The organism is Sporosarcina sp. 179-K 3D1 HS (genome assembly GCF_047228905.1).
GTDB lineage: Bacteria > Bacillota > Bacilli > Bacillales_A > Planococcaceae > Sporosarcina.
The window spans coordinates 320,321-339,490 of the sequence record NZ_JBFEGI010000002.1; the positions used below are offsets into that span (position 1 = coordinate 320,321).

At 46.3% G+C, this 19,170-nt stretch carries 14 protein-coding genes and 1 other annotated feature; of the genes, 7 read left to right on the forward strand and 7 right to left on the reverse strand.

Going from position 1 to position 19,170, the window contains the following annotated elements; translation table 11 throughout:
- The first annotated feature begins 69 nt into the window (after positions 1 to 69).
- The 3 genes from murC (at position 70) to AB1K83_RS04300 (ending at position 2,786) form a co-directional block, all read left to right on the forward strand.
- Complete coding sequence (gene murC / locus AB1K83_RS04290; RefSeq protein WP_413056914.1) at positions 70 to 1,383, forward strand: UDP-N-acetylmuramate--L-alanine ligase; 1,314 nt, start codon at positions 70 to 72, stop codon at positions 1,381 to 1,383.
- Between the two features lie 189 nt (positions 1,384 to 1,572).
- Positions 1,573 to 2,064 (forward strand): DUF948 domain-containing protein, encoded by a 492-nt coding sequence (locus AB1K83_RS04295; RefSeq protein WP_413056915.1) that lies wholly within the window; start codon positions 1,573 to 1,575, stop codon positions 2,062 to 2,064.
- Between the two features lie 32 nt (positions 2,065 to 2,096).
- Positions 2,097 to 2,786 (forward strand): YtxH domain-containing protein, encoded by a 690-nt coding sequence (locus tag AB1K83_RS04300; protein WP_413056916.1) that lies wholly within the window; start codon positions 2,097 to 2,099, stop codon positions 2,784 to 2,786.
- Between the two features lie 99 nt (positions 2,787 to 2,885).
- On the opposite strand, the gene pilM is transcribed toward AB1K83_RS04300, so the two are convergent.
- Positions 2,886 to 4,976: a pilus assembly protein PilM gene (gene pilM / locus AB1K83_RS04305; RefSeq protein ID WP_413056917.1), complete on the reverse strand. Its 2,091-nt coding sequence runs from the start codon at positions 4,974 to 4,976 to the stop codon at positions 2,886 to 2,888.
- 243 nt (positions 4,977 to 5,219) lie between these two features.
- Here pilM and AB1K83_RS04310 point away from each other — a divergent pair, with 243 nt between their 5' ends.
- Positions 5,220 to 6,305 (forward strand): bifunctional 3-deoxy-7-phosphoheptulonate synthase/chorismate mutase, encoded by a 1,086-nt coding sequence (locus AB1K83_RS04310; protein ID WP_413056918.1) that lies wholly within the window; start codon positions 5,220 to 5,222, stop codon positions 6,303 to 6,305.
- Positions 6,306 to 6,392: 87 nt separating this feature from the next.
- A complete protein-coding gene (gene ccpA, locus AB1K83_RS04315; protein ID WP_413056919.1) occupies positions 6,393 to 7,394 on the forward strand; it encodes a catabolite control protein A in 1,002 nt (333 codons plus the stop codon).
- Positions 7,395 to 7,533: 139 nt separating this feature from the next.
- Here ccpA and AB1K83_RS04320 read toward each other — a convergent pair whose 3' ends face one another.
- From AB1K83_RS04320 to AB1K83_RS04330, 3 genes are read right to left on the reverse strand one after another with little or no spacing between them, the layout of a single operon-like run.
- On the reverse strand, positions 7,534 to 8,700 hold the full coding sequence (locus tag AB1K83_RS04320) for an acetoin utilization protein AcuC (protein ID WP_413056920.1): 1,167 nt from the start codon (positions 8,698 to 8,700) through the stop codon (positions 7,534 to 7,536).
- Positions 8,697 to 9,335, reverse strand: coding sequence for an acetoin utilization AcuB family protein (locus AB1K83_RS04325; protein ID WP_413056921.1), 639 nt, complete (start codon positions 9,333 to 9,335; stop codon positions 8,697 to 8,699). The genes AB1K83_RS04320 and AB1K83_RS04325 overlap by 4 nt, the downstream gene beginning before the upstream one ends.
- 16 nt (positions 9,336 to 9,351) lie before the next feature.
- Positions 9,352 to 9,984: a GNAT family N-acetyltransferase gene (locus AB1K83_RS04330; RefSeq protein ID WP_413056922.1), complete on the reverse strand. Its 633-nt coding sequence runs from the start codon at positions 9,982 to 9,984 to the stop codon at positions 9,352 to 9,354.
- A 185-nt stretch (positions 9,985 to 10,169) separates the two neighbouring features.
- Between AB1K83_RS04330 and acsA the strand changes: the two genes are divergently transcribed.
- Positions 10,170 to 11,888: an acetate--CoA ligase gene (gene acsA / locus AB1K83_RS04335; protein WP_413056923.1), complete on the forward strand. Its 1,719-nt coding sequence runs from the start codon at positions 10,170 to 10,172 to the stop codon at positions 11,886 to 11,888.
- 115 nt (positions 11,889 to 12,003) lie between these two features.
- Here the strand turns inward: acsA and AB1K83_RS04340 are convergent, their stop codons facing one another.
- Entirely contained in the window at positions 12,004 to 14,934 is a 2,931-nt protein-coding gene (locus tag AB1K83_RS04340) for a transglycosylase domain-containing protein (RefSeq protein WP_413056924.1), read from the reverse strand.
- 105 nt (positions 14,935 to 15,039) lie between these two features.
- Positions 15,040 to 15,236, forward strand: a binding site (T-box leader).
- 128 nt (positions 15,237 to 15,364) lie between these two features.
- On the opposite strand from AB1K83_RS04340, the gene tyrS reads away from it, so the two are divergent.
- A complete protein-coding gene (gene tyrS / locus AB1K83_RS04345) occupies positions 15,365 to 16,630 on the forward strand; it encodes a tyrosine--tRNA ligase (protein WP_413056925.1) in 1,266 nt (421 codons plus the stop codon).
- Positions 16,631 to 16,892: 262 nt separating this feature from the next.
- Here the strand turns inward: tyrS and AB1K83_RS04350 are convergent, their stop codons facing one another.
- Complete coding sequence (locus tag AB1K83_RS04350) at positions 16,893 to 17,705, reverse strand: cobalamin-binding protein (RefSeq protein ID WP_413056926.1); 813 nt, start codon at positions 17,703 to 17,705, stop codon at positions 16,893 to 16,895.
- Positions 17,702 to 18,994: an MFS transporter gene (locus AB1K83_RS04355; RefSeq protein ID WP_413056927.1), complete on the reverse strand. Its 1,293-nt coding sequence runs from the start codon at positions 18,992 to 18,994 to the stop codon at positions 17,702 to 17,704. Before AB1K83_RS04355 ends, AB1K83_RS04350 begins: the two co-directional genes overlap by 4 nt.
- Between the last annotated feature and the right edge of the window lie 176 nt (positions 18,995 to 19,170).

The following is a 19,170-nucleotide window of genomic DNA, read 5'->3' on the forward strand; positions in this document are numbered from 1 at the left end:
TGGCCTTTCCTTTATTTATGAAAAAAGATATTTATTAAGGGAACAGAAATGGTCCTGGGAGGTTGCATTATGACATTGTTCCATTTTGTTGGAATCAAGGGATCGGGCATGAGTTCACTTGCCCAGATCCTTCACGATTCTTCGTATGAAGTGCAAGGTTCAGATGTTGAAAAATATTTCTTCACTGAAGAACCATTACGCGATCGGAAAATACCAATATTTCCATTTGATGAAAATAATATACATCATGGGATGACTATTATTGCAGGAAACGCTTTTCCCGATGATCATCCTGAACTGAAAAGGGCGGCGGAACTTGGAATCGAAATTATTCGTTATCATGATTTTCTCGGTAACTACATGAAAAATTTCATCTCCGTAGGAGTCACTGGCTCCCATGGAAAAACGTCCACGACAGGCCTGCTCTCCCATGTTTTGTCAGGCTTTGCCCCAACGTCCTATCTAATTGGGGATGGTACGGGAAAAGGGGTCGAGGAGAGCGACTATTTCGTTTTTGAAGCATGTGAATACAAGCGTCACTTTTTGGCGTACGAACCCGATTACGCCATCATGACGAATATTGACTTTGACCATCCCGATTACTTTAAAGACTTGGAAGATGTCTTGGACGCTTTTTCCGATATGGCATTGCGTGTAAAGAAGGCCCTCATTGCCTGTGGGGATGATCTGAATTTACAGCGGATCCATGCTAATGTGCCGGTCGTTTACTATGGTTTTGAAGAATCCAATGATTTCGCGGCGAAAAATATTATAAAAACAGAAGACGGATCGACATTTGACGTCTTTGTCCGCAATGAATATTACCATACGTTCACGATTCCGTTAGCAGGGGATCATTCCATCTTGAACTCGCTCGGTGTCATTGCATTATGCCATTACGAAGGCGTTCCGGTAAATGTTATTCAAGAACGCTTGTCATCATTCTTGGGCGTGAAACGACGTTTTTCCATCACACCCATCAATGGCAGGATCATCGTTGACGATTATGCCCATCATCCAAATGAAATCCGGGCAACGTTGCAAACCGCAAGGCAAAAATATCCTGACCGGGAACTGGTGGCCATATTCCAACCACATACCTTTACAAGGACATCCGCATTATTGGAGCAGTTTGCGGAAACCTTGTCCGCAGCTGACCATGTATACTTATGCGATATTTTCAGCTCGGCGCGTGAAAAGTCTGGAAACCTGACGATTCATGAGCTGGTGGAAAAAATACCGGGCGCCACTTATTTGGATCTTGAAAATGTCCGGTTGCTAGACAACCACAATGACGCTGTCTACCTTTTCATGGGCGCAGGAGATGTCCAAAAATATCTTTATGCATTCAAAGATAAGATGGCAAAAGATGAAACAGCTTAATCCCGAAGGATTAAGCTGTTTTCCGTTTTTTATCATCTTTTACGGTCCGAAAAATTCACCAAAACAAATGCCGTATTATAGAGGATTTAAAGGAGGCGTGTCGAAGAGGATAGTTAGACCTTCATGTTTATATTACCTTAAATTAGGGTAATTATAAGCTATGGATAGCTGTTTAGGAGGGTAAAGCCATTGGAGAACTTATTGTACATAGCGGCCATCGTCGCTGCCCTTGCATTTCTAATTTTATGTGTGAGCCTTGCAATGACCCTGTTTTCATTGAAAAAGACATTGCAATCCGTTTCTGAGACGATGGACGGGCTATCATCCCAACTCGAGGGGATCACTTCAGAAACGACCGAGCTATTGAACAAGACGAACAAGTTGGCTGAGGACATCCAGGAAAAGTCGGAGAAGCTGAATACGGTTGTGGATGCGGTGAAAGGCGTTGGCGAATCTGTCAATGGATTCAATTCATCGATCATGCGCGTTAGCAACTCGATTACGACCGAAGCCGAACGGAATAGCGATAAGATTGCTCAAGTCGTCCAATGGAGCAATGTCGTGCTTGGAATTCTAGAAAAAGTGAAGGAGCGGAGAAATGAATCTTCTGACGGCTGGACAACGTATGAGCCTGTAGCAGGGCAAAAGAGACTTCCCAGTCCGGCAGACCGCTTTCAATAAAAAATCGTCATTTGAAATAGGAGGAATTGAAAATGTCTGAACAAATTACAAAACCGAACTACAATGATTCACAGTACAATCCAGGACAATATAAAAACACCTTTGGCGATGCGCCATCATATTTGCCTACAAATTACCAATATGATCGTAGCCGGACCGACTCGTTCTACAATCAGGATGACAGCTCGGGCACTGGCAGTTTCCTATTCGGCGCTTTAGTCGGGGGAGTGATCGGTGCAGCCGCAGCTTTATTCCTAGCACCGAAGACGGGCAGTGAGATGCGTGAAGACTTCTCTTCGCAAGCGGGGCAATTGAAGGACAAAAGTATCGAGCTGAGTTCTGTGGCAAAACAAAAAGCGACAGAATTGACAACAGTCGCCAAAGAAAAAACAGGTGAGCTGACTAAAACGATCCAGGAACAATCCGGACAATTGGTCGACAAAGTGAAAACTATGTCATCCAAAACGTCAGCACCAATGGATGATGGAACGGTCTCATCTGAAGGTGAGGAAGCGATTGACTACGTTCAATCCACGCTTGAAAAAGGGAAAGAAGTGGCAACTTCTACCGGGGAAGCCTTAAAAGAAGCAGTCGTAAAGAAAATGGAAGAAACTGATCAACAGAAGACTGGAAACAGTGATGTCGCCTATGATAATAGCGAGAATTTCGGAAAAGAAAAGATCACGAACCAAAATCATATTTCGGTTGAAGAACCGAAGTGAGATCAATTCGATAAGTAATCAAAAAACAGGTGGGTGCCAATGCTTCCCACCTGTTTTTATGTTTATGGAGAAATTAGCAAGATTCAAAAACGACCTGGTTTAATAAAGTATGATCTCCAATGAATCGCCGCCGAAAATGGTGTCGCGAAATCCGATCGGCTCCCCATTCCTTAGCAACTTATATTGGCTCGCTGAACTGCCTGGGAGCTTATAGTCGGTAAAGGCGAAAATATCACTGAATGTGAATCCGCTTTGGCCAGTAGGGATGAATTGCAGATGATCCCCCGGCTTGACGACTGATTGGCTGTCGGCCGGCTGGCTATTCAGCGTAACAGCATGATGCGGTTTACTCAACTGGAGGCGCTCACCGTTAAAGGTGATAGTCGCTATTTCCTCCAATTTCTTTCCGAGTTCTTCTGCGATATTTGCCACAGTGGGCAAGGTGGCAGTCCGGATCGTAATTTCATCGCCATCTTTCAGGACATGGGAAGGGGAAACCGGTACAGAGCCTAGAAGGTATTGTGTTACCTGTCTTTTGAGTGTCACCGTCTTACCATTTACTTGGATAGTGAACACTGGCTGGGCGAAATCCCGTTTTCCCAACCTTGCGGCTCCATCTGCTATTGTTCTCGGATAGAAAATCGTGATTTCATCATGATCCTGTACTTCGTTATCTATATGGACGGCGTTCCCGTTCCGGTATGCTTCAGGCATCAGCCGTACGGATTCCCCGTCTATCACGGCATGGATGGGCTCTACGTCGTCCAGCAAGTCCCGAATAGTCGCTGAGGCGTCTTTTCCATTCTCTCCGAGGGTGATTTCAATTGTATCTCCGTTAGAAATCAGATCTTTTATGTCCGCTTCCTTACCATTGACCCGGATGATGGATGGTCGACCGTGTTCCCCAGGAAGAATGATGCTCTTTCCGTTGACTGTAAAAGATATTCCGAGGCCGGGCATGCCGTATAATTGGTTCGCCTTGATATTGGCTGCCAGCAGGGCATCGCCGACTGTCATTTCTTTCAGCTCGAACAATCGGATTACTTTACCATCCACGGTGATTGACATGTAATGGATCGGTGCCCGTTTTGCAGCAATGGCAATCCCGATCGGCGTGACCAGTTCAGGAGAAGGGGGGAGGCCTGTTTCCATCGTGATGCCAGACAGTGCATCCGACCCCCGGATAGCGACCCGGTTCCCGGGGAGATCCAATGCAGAGCTTAGCTGGTCGGTCAGTCCGGGCGTCAAGCTACCACCCCCCACAACCATTACAGCCTTTGGAGAAACACCGTTGTTCAGGCGAATCATTTCACTTGCGATCGCTTGTGCGAGCCGCTTCACTGCCGGAGCAATCACATTCTTCAAATCGGTAGACGGCACTTGCTGTTCAAAACCTAAAATATCTGTGATGGTCACTTCGTTGGATGAATCTAGCTGTCTCTTGATGGCTTCTGCGACCGGAAAGTCCAGAAGATAGTGATTGCTAAGTTCCTCCGTAATTTCATCGCCTGCAAGCGGCACCATCCCGTATGCGATGACCGTATTATCATCCGTGACGGCAATATCTGAAGTTCCGGCCCCGATATCCACAAGTGCGACATTCAAACGTCTCATGGAAGGGGGGATCAAGACATTGATAGCGGCAATCGGTTCCAGTGTCAAAGCTTCCATTTGAAGTTCAGCGCGGTTTAAAGCCGCCAGAAGCGATTCCACGACGACGCGCGGCAGGAAAGTCGCGATCACATCAACGGAAGCCGAGCGTCCTGCTTGGTCGATCAGGCTGCCAATTTCCTCCCCCTCCAGCTTATAGTGAAGGACGGAATAGCCAACGCAATAATAATAGTCATCATCCTGTTTCACCGCATCCGAAGACAGCAGCTTCTGCTGGGCATTTTGAACGGCAGCCAGTTCCAGCCGGTTCACATCCTCCATGGAAATCAGGCTGTTTCCAGATATATCAATAGTCATGGAGCCTTCCGCGGTTTTTAAAGCCCTCCCGGCCGCAGCGACGCTAACACGTTTCAGCGGGCCATGCCGTTCCACGAGCATCTTCTTAATTTCCACGATAACGTCGGCTACACGCAATATATTATGTATTTGTCCATCAATCATGGACCGTTCCTGATGCTCGATCGAAACGAGGTCGGCTACATGAAATTGTCCGCCGCTTTCTTTTAGAATGATGCCCACAACGGACCTCGTGCCAATATCGAGTGCGAATAATGTGTTCGTCAGGATTTCCCACTCCCTTACCTTCATTTTGCAGGATTTTGGACTTTAAATTGACTAAAATAAAGTCATAAGTACAAATTAATTAGAGAAATAACGTGACTTTTCAATAAATATTCATTATACTTGGTCTATTATCTAAAAATGTAACATAGAAACCCTGTTTCGAAAAGGGCGTATATGGTACGGGGAGGAGAATGTCTGATGAGACAGAATGAGCTAGACCAGCTGCGCGATAGCGTGAATGAGCTGAACATCAAGATTTTGGACTTAATTAATGAACGGACTGCTGTCGTTCAGGAAATTGGGAAAGTGAAAGAAAAGCAGGGTGTTAACAGATATGATCCGATCCGTGAGAGGGAAATGCTTAATTTTCTAAAATCCTATAATGACGGCCCGCTTCCGAATGGTGTATTGGAACAGATTTTTAAAGGGATCTTCATGTCAGCCCTTGAAATACAGGAAGATGAGCAACGGAAAGCATTGCTTGTATCGCGTAAAAGAAAGCCGGAAGATACGATTGTGAATATCAATGGTCATCAAATTGGAGATGGTAAGCCTTCCTTCATTTTCGGACCATGTGCAGTTGAGTCGTACGAGCAAGTATTGGCGGTTGCCCACTCCATCAAAGCAAAAGGGTTGACGATGATTAGAGGCGGTGCATATAAACCACGTACGTCTCCATATGATTTCCAAGGCCTTGGTTTGGAGGGTCTTAAAATCTTGAAACGCGTGGCAGAAGAAACAGGCCTTTCTGTTGTAACGGAAATTATCACGCCTACGCATCTGGAAGAGGCCCTTGACTATATCGACGTCATCCAAATCGGAGCACGTAATATGCAGAACTTCGAATTATTGAAGGAAGCGGGAATGGTGAACAAACCGGTCCTTCTGAAACGTGGTCTTGCGGCGACAATTGATGAATTCATCAATGCTGCTGAATATATCATTTCCAAAGGGAATAGCGAGATCATGCTTTGTGAGCGGGGCATCCGGACATATGAACGGGCTACACGGAACACATTGGATATCTCAGCTGTACCGATTTTAAAACAAGAAACGCATCTTCCGGTATTCGTGGATGTGACACACTCAACAGGAAGAAAAGATTTACTTCTTCCGACCGCAAAAGCTGCAATTGCAGTTGGTGCTGATGGAGTGATGGCAGAAGTGCATCCTGATCCAGCAGTTGCATTATCTGATTCGGCTCAACAAATGGATATTGCACAATTCGATGAGTTTTATGAATCTATCCAACAATTCATGAAATCGTACCAAACTATTTCATGACGCGAAGCCGGGACTTTCAAGGTTCCGGCTTTTTGTTTATAATGGAATCGGGGATACTAGAGGCAGCTAGGAAAGGAAAGTGAAAAAATGGCTGTAACGATTTACGATGTTGCCAGGGAAGCGAATGTTTCGATGGCAACGGTTTCTCGGGTGGTGAATGGCAATCAAAACGTCAAGCCCGCGACGAGGAAAAAGGTGCTGGAGGTCATTGAACGTCTTGGCTATCGGCCGAATGCTGTAGCAAGGGGCCTTGCCAGTAAGAAAACAACGACAGTCGGCGTTATCGTTCCGGATATCGCGAAAAGTTATTACGCGGAACTGTTACGGGGCATCGCAGACATCGCGACCATGTATGAATATAATATACTACTTTCGAACTCTGACGAGCGGACGACAAGGGAGATCGAACTATTGGAGGATCATCTCGGAAAACAGGTTGATGGCCTGATTTTCATGAGTGACTCTATTTCTGACGAAGTACGGGCTGAGATTTCAACTGCGAACGTCCCTATTGTGTTGGCAGGTTCCTTGGACTTTGAATATCAATTGCCGACCGTCAATATCGATTTCGAGGAAGCAGCTTATGAAGCAGTCTCCAAGCTTATTCAGCATGGACACAAACAGATTTTATTCATATCAGGTCCTTTTACGAGAGATATTAACTCCATTTGTAAAAAGTCCGGCTATTTGCGGGCGCTCCAAGATGCAGGTCTACCTGTGGAAGAATCCTACATTATTGAAACAGATGGCATGTATGAACATGTATATGAATTATGGGATCAACTCAGCGGCTTGCCGGGGAATCCGACCGGCATTTTTGCAAGCAATGATGTAATTGCTGTCGGTATTTTCAATGCGATTCGAGACGCCGGATTATCCGTTCCAGATGATTACGAAATTATCTGCTTTGAACATTCTCTCCTTGCCCGAATAGTACGTCCGCAATTGACAACGATTGCAGTGCCGCTTTACGATCTCGGAGCTGTATCCATGCGTTTGTTGACAAAATTGATGAACGGGGAAGAAGTGGAGGAACAGCAAGTCTTTTTACCGTACCGGCTTGAGGAGCGGGGCACTTTATCAAAGTGACCCTAGTCCACTAAATACATGCCATAAGTAAACAAAAGGGCAATTACCATCGAATCTTCTGGAATCGGAGGTAATTGCCCAATACTTAAAATGATGTTAGATTTCAGAACATTTTGTGTAAAGAGAGCCCTTTATATAGTTATTTTTTCTGCTTTTCATTACGAATGATATGTAGGGCCCGATCTAGCATTTGCGCATTCTTTTCCGTGATTTCTTCTTTTCTCGGAATAGGTTCATAAAGCGGATCAGGATCTTCCCACGTCGGAATGAGCGGTACCGGAGAATGGCTTTGCCAAGTGGATAGCCATTCTTCAGGAAGCGGTCCGGTTGGAGTGGGAATTTGCTTCATAGCTAACCAAATATGGGACCATGCTCTCGGGACGACCCGGTAAATATCATATCCGCCACCTCCGACAGCGATCCATCTTCCATTACAATACGTTTCAGCCATTTCCCGTGCAACCCTAGGAATTTCTTTATAGATTTCCAGCGTGCCGTACAGATGGGTGAGCGGGTCGAAATAATGGGCATCCGCCCCATTTTGCGTCAAAATGACATCCGGTTTGAAAAAGTCCACCACTTCTTCCATGGCTGTTTTATAGATGGAAAGGAAAGACTCGTCTTCCGTAAAAGCATCGATCGGAAAGTTGAAGGATGTCCCATACCCAGCACCGTTCCCACGTTCCGTTATATTCCCTGTGCCTGGGAATAAATAGCGGCCTGTTTCATGGATCGACAAGGTACAAACGGACGGATCGTCGTAAAATGTCCATTGAACGCCATCACCGTGGTGGGCGTCTGTATCTACATAGAGCACTCGCGCTCCGTATTTTTCCTGCAAGTATTTGATTGCGACGGAACTGTCGTTATAGACGCAAAAACCGGAAGCCCGTCCTTGGAACCCATGATGCAAACCGCCGCCCAAATTCACTGCATATTTCGAATGTCCTTCCATAACTTGCTCCACCGCAGACAACGTGCCGCCAACCAGCATGGCGCTCGCTTCGTGCATATTCGGAAAAATAGGGGTGTCCTCTGTCCCGATTCCGTAAATGCTTGCCACATCTTCTCGCAATTCGCCTTTTCCCGCCCTTTTGACAACATCAATGAACTTCGCATCATGTACGAGAAGCAGCTCTTCATCTGTCGCCATGCGAGGTGCTATTATATCACTATCCTGAATCGCACCAATTTTTCTCAACAGGTCAAGTGTCATAACGATCCGTTTTTGATTAAATGGATGCGTGTCTGAAAATGAGTATCCTAGTTGATCTTCGGAAAATATGAAGACCGCGTCTTTTTTCATACGTCAATCCCCGGGACATTCGGCCAAAGCACTTCAAATCCGCTTTCTTTCAAACCTTCGATAATTGGGAGGGGATTCATTGTTTTGATCCGAACAACTAGGATCTTGTTAGACTCATTTTCTTTGTCAGGATAGACAAGCACACTCAGGACATTTATTTTGTGTTCATGAAAGACTTTGGATACTTCGTACAGGATTCCGGGTAGGTTCGGAACCCGCACTTCAATTTGTGAACCGGGCTGGTGGGCTCCGGTCAGTTCGATATATTTATATAGTAGATCTGTTTCCGTTATGATGCCGACTAACTGGTTATTCGTGACGACCGGCAATGAACCGATCCGGTGTTCGTAGAATAGGACCGCCACTTCTTCGACGAAATCCATCGGGTGGCCGACGATTGGATTTTTTGTCATAATATCGCATAATGGCATGTCATAATGTACTTTTTCTTGCCCATTCAAAGGTGTATTCGTCTTCAAATCGCGGTCCGATATGATTCCGACCACTTCACCGTCTGCCGTAACAATTGGTATATGCCGGATCCGCTCTTCCCGCATGATTTGAAGGGCATCTTTGACAGTATCATCCTGTTTTAAGGTGATGACGTCCGTGTTCATGATTTCTTCGATCAGCATTCAAATTCCCCCTATTTCAATACATGAATCGATTAATGAAACGCAAACTATCGAACTGTTGGATGGATTCCTGATCCACTCGTTTTCCGATCCGGGCCATTAAGCAGTTGGCAGGGTGGGAGCTGATTTCAGGATCATCCGTTGCAAAATATTCCATTCCCCCTGCTTTCATCATTTTCTCCATCACTTTTCGGTATTCCCAAACATTCAGTTTTGTTCCTTTCAAATCCCAATGCCAATAATATTCCGTTGTCAGGATGATATAATCCTCCATTGCATCGTCCATCATGGACACTTGAAGCATAGCTTTGCCAATACCGCCGCTCCGGTATTTCGGAATCACTTCAATCGCTCCCAATTCTATCAGGTTTACCATATTTCCTTGAGACCATCTTTCAAGCGGGTCGGGGTATAGGTAGGTAACATAGCCGACGATCTGATCGCCTTCCCGTGCAATGATGATCCGTCCCTCCGGCAAACCGGCTATCCCGACGATGGCCTGATGTTGCTGGGCAGGGGGCCTGAAAGCGACCAAGTCCTCATGAAAGTCCAAGCTAGCTAACTCTTCCGGCGAGATGGGACCTTCAATAAGCAGATTTCCGTTTTTGTGCTTAACTTCCATCGCATTATATGTTTTTATGTGCTCCAATAGTTTCACCACCTTGCTTTAATTTGCACATAAATCCAGTATACATGAAAAAGGCAAAAATATAGCGACAGAAACCGACAATGTAAAAACAATTAGAAAAGTAAATAGATTCAATAGCCAAAACATAGTGAATTGGTGTACAATGTAAAATATGTCAGACTGTAAGATAGAGAGGATGGTTTTAAATGGTGATGAAAGCGCTGCCAAGATTTGACGGAGATTACCAACTAGCGGATTACGATCAAACGGCGAAAAGTTTTAAATGGTCCGATGTGGAAAAGGAATTTAGCTGGTATGAGACTGGCCTGGTAAACATCGCACATGAAGCTGTTGATCGTCATGCGGATTCTTATCGGAAAAACAAAGTTGCACTTTATTATAAAGACGCGAATCGGAAAGAAGCCTATACGTATGACCAGATGAAGAGAATGACGAATAAAGCTGCGAACGTCATGCGGAATTTCTCGACGTTAGAAAAAGGGGATCGGGTTTTCATCTTCATGCCTCGTTCACCTGAACTCTATTTTTCATTGATCGGAGCATTGAAAATTGGTGCGATTGTTGGTCCGCTTTTTGAAGCTTTCATGGAAGGGGCCGTGTACGATCGGCTGGCGGACAGTGAAGCGAAAGCGATTGTCACGACACCGGAACTATTGAGTCGTGTGCCTCTTGAGAAGCTACCTCATTTAAAAACAGTTTTCCTGGTAGGGGAAGGGATTAAAGAAGAAGGACCGTTTATAGATTTCAACAAACGAATAAAAGAAGCTTCTGCTGATTTCCAAGTGGAATGGATGATGAGGGAAGATCCGACTCTGCTTCATTACACTTCAGGTTCGACTGGAGCTCCGAAAGGCGTCCTGCATGTCCAGGAGGCGATGGTACAACAATTGCAAACTACGCGCTGGGTTCTTGATTTGAAGGATGAAGATATATTCTGGTGTACCGCCGATCCAGGTTGGGTAACGGGAACTGCTTACGGCATCTTTGGCCCAATGCTCGTCGGAGCTACCAGTTTGGTATTGGGTGGCCGCTTTTCAACAGATAGTTGGTATGAGGCGATCGAGGAATATGGAGTAACCGTGTGGTATAGTGCTCCAACTGCATTCCGGATGCTCATGGGGGCTGGGGATGGTCCGTTCAGCAAATATGACTTGTCTTCACTCCGTCATATTTTGTCAGTCGGTGAACCGCTCAACCCGGAAGTCATTCGTTGGGGAATGGAAGTTTTCAATAAACGGATCCATGATACATGGTGGATGACTGAGACGGGAGCACAAACCATATGCAACTTCGGGTGCTTGCCGATTAAGCCGGGATCCATGGGAAAAGCGGTACCTGGCATTGAAGCGGCGATTGTAGACGATCAAGGTAACGTATTGCCTCCGAACCGGATGGGCAACCTGGCGATCAAGAAAGGCTGGCCGGCTATGATGCGTCAAATCTGGAACAATCCAGAAAAATATGATTCTTACTTCTTGAATGGGGAATGGTATGTTTCCGGGGATTCGGCTTATATGGATGAAGACGGATACTTCTTCTTCCAAGGACGTGTGGATGATGTCATCATGACGAGCGGTGAGCGGGTAGGTCCATTTGAAGTGGAGAGCAAACTGCTTGAACATCCTGCGATAGTCGAGGCGGGTGTTATTGGAAAGCCGGACCCGGTCCGTGGGGAAATCATCAAAGCCTTCGTTGCCCTCCACGAAGGGTACGAGCCTTCTGAAGAATTGGAAGAAGACATCAAGCAATTTGTGAAGAAGGGGCTTGCCGCGCATGCTGCGCCGCGAGAAATCGAATTTAAGGAAAAATTACCGAAAACGCGAAGTGGTAAAATTATGCGTCGCGTGCTGAAGGCGTGGGAATTGAACTTGCCGACAGGCGATCTATCCACAATGGAAGATTAAAGAATGTGGGGCTGTCCAAAAATGGACAGCCCCGTTTTTCATGTGAAAAGGGATCGTCCTGCAAGTCTTTTATCAGCTTGTAGGACGATCCCTATGTTATTTATTTTGACTCGGTTTAGTTGGGAGAAGAGTCCCCGTTCCCTGGGTTACCTTGGTTCCCATTGCTGCTATTGCCGTTTTGCCCATTTCCACCGTTCTCTCCACTATTTCCTTTGTCTTGGTCGCCAGAGGAAGTGCCTGGACCTGGATCGGTCGGAATATCGGCTACCGGTGGATCATTTGGATCTGGTGTCGGAGGTGTTTCCGTCTCTGCCGAAATCACATTGGAAGGTCCCGATAGTTTGCCTGTAATGTCTACGGCCACTACATAATAAGATCCTCCACTAATTGGGTACGTGTTGGCAGCTGAGCTTGGGACTGCCCCGATACGGCTTCCCCCTCGGTATACATAATAACCTACGACATCATTCGATGGGGAATTGCTCCATTGAAGCGTTCCTCCATTAACTGATGCACTGACAGGGGCAGGTGGGGCGCCATCTGCATGGAAGACCGCACCGCTTACTACTCTGGAGGAAAACCCTGAATTGGCAGGGAATAATTTTGAGGCCTCCCCTTTCAGTGGTCCGAGCATCCTTTCGATGAACTCACTATTTACCCCGACACCACCCGAAGAGACGAATTCAGGCGGAGTAGTCGGATGAGCCAAGTATCGATTGCCATTGATTGTCACATATGAAGAGGCGATGATACTATCATCCGGCTTGGTTGGCAACATGACACGTGCGTTGAAGAGATCGCTTTTCACCAGACCGGCAGACGAGCAGGCTGCTGATGGTGCCAATCCTGAAATGCCACAGAACGATCTGCTGACAACACCTTCTGGTTGTTGGAAACGAGCATTAGCTCCTATCAATTCCGGTTTGGTCTTATAGGCTGCATTCAGCAGTTGAGCAAAAAGCGTCGTTGTCCGTATATTTGACGTTCCGTAGCTTCGGTTACCGGGTCCTTGCAAGGATAGGGTCTGATATTTATAACCCATCCATACGCCAAGAGAAATGTTCGGATTATAACCGACTAGCCAGGAATCACTATACGAATCGGTTGTTCCTGTTTTGGCCGCAATATCAATATTGAAATTCAAATGATTCCTCATATTTGTTGCAGTTCCATACTTCGGTACGTCTCGTAACATATCCGTAATGATATAGGCGGTCTGCGGGCTGAACACGTCAACCGCTTGGGATTCATGCTGATAAACTATATTTCCTTCCCGGTCCTCGATTTTCTCTATTAAATACGCATCGATGAATTTACCGCCATTTGCAAACGTTGCGAACGCATTGGTGTTCTCTTCAACCGTCGTTCCGATACGCATGGCCCCTAAGGAAAAGGATGGATTCTCATAGTCGACATCCTGTAAATTGGAAAAGCCCATTTTCTGCAAGAACTCTGCCGGACGACGGTCTAGAATGTTCCGATACAATCGCGCGGTGGCAAGGTTTTGGGAAGAGGCAAGGGCTTGTCTTGCCGAAATGATTCCGAGTTCCTGGTTGCTGAGGAAGTTGACGGGCTTCCAGCCACTCCAGTTGAACTTGATGTCCACAACAGGACTTCCTGCACCGATGAAACCATATTCAATAGCAGGCGCAAAGACGGCTAGCGGTTTCATCGTCGATCCATTCTGCCTGAAGCTTTGGGTAGCGTGGTTGACAGCTTCTTCTCCGTGATTGCGCCCCCCGACGAATGCGAGGATCTTGCCCGTGTTATTTTCAAGCAACATCGCTCCCACTTGGACCGGATATTTAACAATTTCCATTTCGCCCGTTTCGCTATTTTTCTTTTCATCCGTGTACGTATATCCATAACGGTCATAATTTTGGGCCACTTCGTTCAAGGCATCATATAGCTCGAGATCTACCGTTGCGAAAATTCGGTATCCATCGTTTCTCATGGAGCGCTCTGCCATAATCATATACTTTTCATTCAATTTGGTTTCCACTTCAAGCCGATCTGGATCGATTCCATCTTTCTCGGCAATCAATTTCGAAAGGATTTGAACTGTTCGTCTTTGAATTTCTTCCGTCAAATATGGATAATGTTCATTTGATGGGATACTTGGCTCCCTAAAATCTTTCGTAATATCGTAGGCAATCGCTTCCTCGTATTGTTCCTTAGTAATATAGCCTGTCTCTTTCATCCGGAAAAGAACAGTTTTCATTCGATTGATACCCGGTTGTAAATATTCGGGTTCCTTTAAGCCTCTATTTCGATTATAAAATGGTGTGTAGGCAAAAGGCGCTTGTGGTATCCCAGCAATGTAAGCTGCTTGGGGCAACGTAAGGTCTTTTGCACTTTTATTGAAGATTCCTTCCGCTGCGGCTTCTATGCCCGCAATATTGGTCCCATTTGCGTTTCTTCCGTATGGAATAATATTCAAATAAGCTTCGAGAATCTCGTCTTTTTTCATAAAATGCTCAAGACGCATGGCAAGGAGAAGCTCTTTCGCTTTCCGTTCATATGAAACTTCGTTGGTCAGTATTTGGTTTTTAATTAGCTGCTGCGTTAGAGTGGAACCGCCTGTTTGGCTATCCGAGTTCGTAACATCTTGAAAAAGCCCTCGGAAAACTGCTTTTGGCACGATCCCGTTATGCTTGTTGAAGTACTCATCCTCTGTCGCCATAACTGCATCAATGACGTGCGGGGAGACATCCTCCAACCGAGTCTCTTTTCGCTCAATGTCCGCACTGACTTTTCTTAGATACTGGCCGTTCGTATAAATTTCCGACGTCTCTTCGTAATTGAAAATCGCTGCCCGCATCTCTTCTTTCGGGCGCAGTGGTTCTTTCGAAACAAGAGATGCAAAATAACCAGCACCTACGGAAGCGGCGAAAACGGTGAATGTCAAACCAAAGATTAGAAATAAGATCAAGAGATTCCAAAGTACTCCTGAAGTGATACGCAGATGCTTGGCCCATTTGGTTTGATTCATTTCCTCCAGTTTTTCTTCTATTAGATCAAGCCGATTTTTTTTCTGTTCGCTCAAATAGATCTACCCCCTGAAATCTTCAATAATTATACCATAATTTTTTGCAGGCTCACGATAATGTTGACAACTTCTGAAATTCATTTACAATAGGGAATGTATATTTTTCACATATTGAAAAAGTCGGAGTAGTGACGGTCGATCCGTAGAGAGAGGCAGCGGTTGGTGCAAGCTGTCCGGTACATCGTTTACGAATTACAGCTTTGGAGTGTGCGCAGGCGCGGCGTTATGGCGCTTTTGAGGTGGAGAATTAATTCTCAAGCCGGGTGGTACCGCGTTAATTTAAAATTAGCGTCCCTGCATGATTCGTTTCGGATCGTGTGGGGACTTTTTTATTTCCTAAGCACGATCAGTGATGACGCAGTGCGAAATTGTTCTAATCCGCATTCGTCATAGAAACAGGCTACATACTTACTAGGAGGTTTTCTGAATGAAAAATGAATTGATGGAAGATTTAAAGTGGAGAGGGTTGCTCTATCAGCAAACCGATGAAGAAGGCCTAGAAAAGGTGCTCAATGAAGAGAAAATTGCCCTATATTGCGGTGTGGACCCGACAGCGGACAGTATGCACATCGGACATATCGTGCCTTTGCTAACATTGCGCCGTTTTCAGATGCATGGCCATCGCCCGATCTTGCTCGTCGGTGGAGCCACCGGGATGATCGGGGATCCATCGGGCCGGTCTGAGGAAAGGCAGCTGCAGACGACAGAGCAAGTCGCGGAAAATGTCAAAGGCATCAAACGCCAGTTGGAAATGATTTTCGATTTTAATTCTGAAAATGGCGCTCAATTAGTGAACAATAACGACTGGATCGGTTCGATGACTCTCATCGAGTTTTTACGTGATTTCGGTAAGTTGTTGAGTGTCAACTACATGTTGGCGAAAGATAACGTTGCGTCCCGTTTGGAGCAAGGGATTTCCTATACGGAGTTCTCCTACATGCTCATCCAAGCAGCGGACTTCAATCATTTATACAAAAACTACGGCTGCCGTGTCCAAATCGGCGGGTCTGACCAGTGGGGCAATATTACGACCGGCCTTGAAGTGATCCGGAAAACACATGACGAGGAAGCGAAAGCGTTCGGCATCACGATTCCGCTCGTCACGAAAGCGGATGGCACGAAATTTGGAAAGTCGGCGGGCGGAGCGGTTTGGCTTGATGCGAAAAAGACATCTCCATATGAATTCTACCAGTTCTGGATCAATACGGCAGATGCGGACGTCATAAAGTACATGAAAATCTTCACTTTCTTGAAACGGGAAGAAATCGAAGCGTTGGAAGTGTCGGTGCAGGAAGAACCCCATTTACGAAAAGCCCAAAAAACGCTTGCGGAAGAAATGACCCGCCTGATCCATGGGCAAGAAGCACTCGATCAAGCTATCCGCATTTCGGAAGCATTGTTCAGTGGAGATCTGAAGGCTCTAACTGTGGATGAAATGAAAGACGCATTCAAAGATGTACCGACATTCGAGATGGAGAAAGCTGATAAAAACATTGTAGATTTCATTGTCGAATCAGGGGTTTCATCATCTAAACGCCAAGCACGCGAAGACGTGACGAACGGAGCCATTTCTTTGAATGGAGAACGGGTAACGGATACCGCGTATGAAGTGGGGGCGGCAGATCGTTTGGATGACGCCTTTACCATCGTCCGCCGTGGGAAGAAAAATTATAAAATGGTGAAGTTTAATTAAATGAAGGAAAGGGGGCTATCCTGTATTGGACAGCTCCCTTTTTCATTTCGGTTTATGGCGCTCATAAATTTTCTTAAGCGCTTATAAAAATGGATGGGTGCTCATAGTTTCAAAGAACCGCTTAAAAGTGCGAGGTGGCGCTTATATATCTCGACAAGCGCTTATATCGACAGAGAGCCGCTCATATTCCGTGCCAAGCGCTTATAACACGCGCTCCCATTCAAAAAGAGGCCATCCAATTTGCCGGACAGCCCTTCTTTATTTATGATTTCGTCACCCAAGCAGGAAGTTTCATATCCTGATAGGTTTCTGGATGTAGCAAGTTACCTAAATTAAATGCCCCTTCAAGCAGTCTTGGAGAGGGTCTGCAATATAAGGCTTCTTCCATTATATCGATCCGATCTTGCTGAACGGCGTCCATCTCTTTCCAACCGGGTCGTTTTAAGACTACTTCTTTTTTCACTTTATCCACACGGACGCCGACCCATGCCAACAGAATATGGTCGGGATTCCGTTTCAGCACGTCATCCCAATCGGTTTGGACACTGGCGAGTTCGACATCACGGAATTCATTCAACCCGCCGGCGATTTCACTGATTTCCGTTAACCAATTGATTTGACCCGGAGTGAAAATCGGCTTCGGCCACCATTCCCAATATAAGGATGGGCGATCCGGAACAGAGGAGGCCCGCTTTTCCATCTCAGAAATGAAATGCAGATAGTCCGCTTTGATCTGTTCCGCTTTTTCTTCAATGCCACACGCTTTGCCGACTGCTAAAAGGTTGTCCGCTATATCCTCGAGACTTTGCGGATCCAAAACAATATGTGGGATCTGACGCTTCTCCAACTCTTCCACATTCTTCTCCATTCCCGGAACGCTAAGTGACGCAATTACCAAATCCGGTTTAAACGTTTCCAATTTATCCATATCAATCGACAAATCGGGTCCCAACCTAGGCAAGGAGTTGACTGCTTGCGGCCAATCCGAATAATCATCAATGGCGACCAACAGATGTTCCAATCCAAGATAGCCGAGCACTTCGGTATTGCTCGGGCAAATCGATATCAGTTTCATCCTTTCACCCCAACTACATTCATATTTTTTCTTCCCGCCCAAAAGATGACGGGGACGAGCAGCAATGATAAAACGCCGCCTGCGATGGAAAGCGTTGCATAGCTTGTTTGGGCGGCAACCATTCCAGATAAAGCTCCTCCGGAAGCCCCCGATAAAGCGATCAATACATCGAGCGAGCCTTGTGTTTTTGCGCGAGTTTGCGGATGGGTCGCATCTACGATAAGCGCTGTTCCACTAATGAGTCCAAAATTCCAGCCGAGTCCAAGGAGTCCAAGCGCGATGGTGAGCAAAAAAACCGAGTCCCCAGGTGCGAAAGCCGCCATAAGACCTGCCGCGAGAAGTGTGAATCCTGAAGCAATTGCCATGGCGTTCCTTCCGACTTTATCGACAAGCATACCGGTTAAGAGGGAAGGAAGGTACATGGCACCAATATGTATGCCAATGACAAAGCCGATCGCACGCAAACTGTGACCGTGATGCCCCATATGGACCGGGGTCATTGTCATAATGGCCACCATCACGATTTGGCTGAGCAGCATTATCATGGCGCCAATCGCAATACCTCGTTTGTTATTGAGTGACTCGGTTTGGAGCGGGCTCGCGTCAGTATTTCGTTCAGCAGCAATCGCTTTAGCAACCAGAAATGGGTCAGGCCGTAAGAAGAGAAATAAAACCGTGCCTGCTAATAGAAAGGCTGCTGTCGCGAGAATAAACGGCCCGGCTAACGCAGGAATCCCGATAGTCAAAGCGAATTGTCCCATGACACCCACAAGATTCGGTCCCGCGACAGCACCGAGTGTAGTAGATACCATGGCAATGCTCACCGCAGTGGCCCTTTGTTTCGGGCCAGCCAAATCTGTTCCCGCATAGCGGGCTTGTAAATTGGTTGCCGTACCAGAACCATAGATCAAGAGCGAGAACATCAAAAGGATGATACTATCCGACATTGCGGCAAGAATGACACCGATTGCTCCAATACCTCCGGCGAAAAACCCGGCTGCCAATCCAAGTCGCCTCCCAGAGCGCTGAGACAATCTGCCGATTAAAAAGGCAGCGACTGCCGAGCCGAGCGTGAACATAGCGACCGGAACGCCAGCGTAGCTATCTGTTCCCAGCATATCTTGGGCGAGCAGGGCACCAACCGTAATACCAGCCGCCAGTCCGGCTCCTCCGAATATTTGAGACAGAACGACGATGAATAATGTCCTTCGATACAATTGTTGCTGTTTTTCCATGGAGTCGATAATACTTTCCGCTCCCCTGGTCATGCCCGAAGGCTTCTCAAGCATAGACGAAGTCACCTTTCCGAACGAAATTATGGGTCGTTTCATGAATTATATCATTTTTTCAGGAGCGAAACGCAGAAAACTTGGAATCTTATAGCTGGAAGGAAGATTCCTGGGGAAAAGTGCATGACGCAAAATAGGGGGTTCAAGGAAGCGGCTGGTCTGTGCTAGGAAACTTG